Source organism: Bacillus sp. AFS001701 (assembly GCF_002559405.1).
GTDB lineage: Bacteria > Bacillota > Bacilli > Bacillales > Bacillaceae_G > Gottfriedia.
This window is the reverse complement of record NZ_NTZO01000331.1, coordinates 1-1456: the sequence shown is the minus strand read 5'-3', so window position 1 is coordinate 1456 and position 1456 is coordinate 1. Positions and strand designations below refer to the sequence as shown.

At 28.0% G+C, this 1456-nt stretch carries 2 protein-coding genes; one reads left to right on the top strand and one right to left on the bottom strand.

From position 1 onward, the window contains the following. A partial coding sequence (locus CN514_RS19230; protein ID WP_141529426.1) for a sensor histidine kinase occupies window positions 1-546 on the top strand: 546 nt, incomplete at its 5' end. A 64-nt stretch (window positions 547-610) separates the two neighbouring features. Here the strand turns inward: CN514_RS19230 and CN514_RS19225 are convergent. Next, the gene (locus CN514_RS19225) at window positions 611-1369 is read right to left on the bottom strand and encodes a DUF4397 domain-containing protein (protein WP_098233981.1); all 759 of its coding nucleotides are present in this window, start codon (window positions 1367-1369) and stop codon (window positions 611-613) included. Window positions 1370-1456 lie beyond the last annotated feature (87 nt).

Here is a 1456-nt window from a genome sequence, read left to right as displayed (position 1 = left end):
CAATTAAAATATTTAGACATCATAGATCATGAATTGCATCAATTAAATTTTAGAATTGATCAATTTCTTCATGTCTCGAAAAAGGATCATGATCAGATAGTGGAATCCTTTTTAATTAATGATTTATTTAAAGAAATCACTGAATTCTTATATCCGAGTATTGTAAATTCGAATGTCATTTTACAAGAAGGAATATCACAAAGAATATATATACCAGGTTTCAGGAATGAACTACGCCAAGTTTTACTTAATATATTAATGAATTCAATCGATGCCTTGGCTGAAAACGATGGTCAAAAAACGATTCATTATCAAGTTTCAGATTTAGAGGATAAGATTGAAATTCAAATAAGAAATAATGGACCTAAAATAAGTGAAGAAAGCATACGGACAATTTTTGAACCATTTGTTACGACAAAAAATCATGGTACTGGAATTGGTTTATTTGTATGTAAACAAATCATTGAAAAACATGATGGCAATATTAAATGTTTTTCTAATGATGAATGGACAGCATTTTACATAACGTTGCCTAAAGAGGCATAAAAAAACTCGGATGATTAGTCCGAGTTTTTTATTTTGTATAAAAAATATTGATTTAATGAACGGTCTAAAATAATGTAATAACTTCAAATTTGGGGTTCTCTTCAACACACCCTACTGAAATTAAATCATAAACTATATTTTCTTTAAACTTTGATTTATAGAGAGGAAATATGATCGTTTTCGTACCTGATAATCGTATTTCCAAATTAACTGTCATAGGCGATATTGGCAGATATTCTGAGGCTATTTGGTATGGGACATTTGGGAAAACAACGTCGCCTTCACCAGCCTTTACTGCAAAATCTAGATTTGGTGAATTAGGGGATAAATTAATAAAACGGATTTTAGCTTCTCCTTGAGGCAAGGAGTGATTATCCATATATGAAAACAGAGAGATTTGGTCTAAGTTATGTCCAATAGCTATTGTATAATTTTGTTCTGCGAGTAAAGAAATTTGTTCTGAATGAATTGGTTTTGATTGATCAATCGTTTTAAAAATTTCAACTAAGTGTTCCCCTGAAGGTAAAGTTAAATATTGAGTTGATTCTTTAAAAAATAAATTTGAAATAAATTTAGTACGATTAATGTAAATGTCTAAGCTTATTTTTTTAGGTAAAACATTAAGAAGTCTTATAAAAGCTAAATTTTGCTTTATTATTTTGTCCTGTTTAAAACTTATTGGTGAATTATTATTTATTAACCTTTGGAACGAATCAAATCGATTAAAATTAACTTGGAACAAATTGTCCTCTTTTTTTGAATAGGATGAAAAATGATTAAAAATATTCAGGTTTATTCGATTTTTTTCTACGACTTTGTTCAAACTACATACCTCCTATGATTACCATCCTACGATCCCATTTAAAATAGTATTCATTAACGAGAATATTAAGAATTATTTTATATTTAA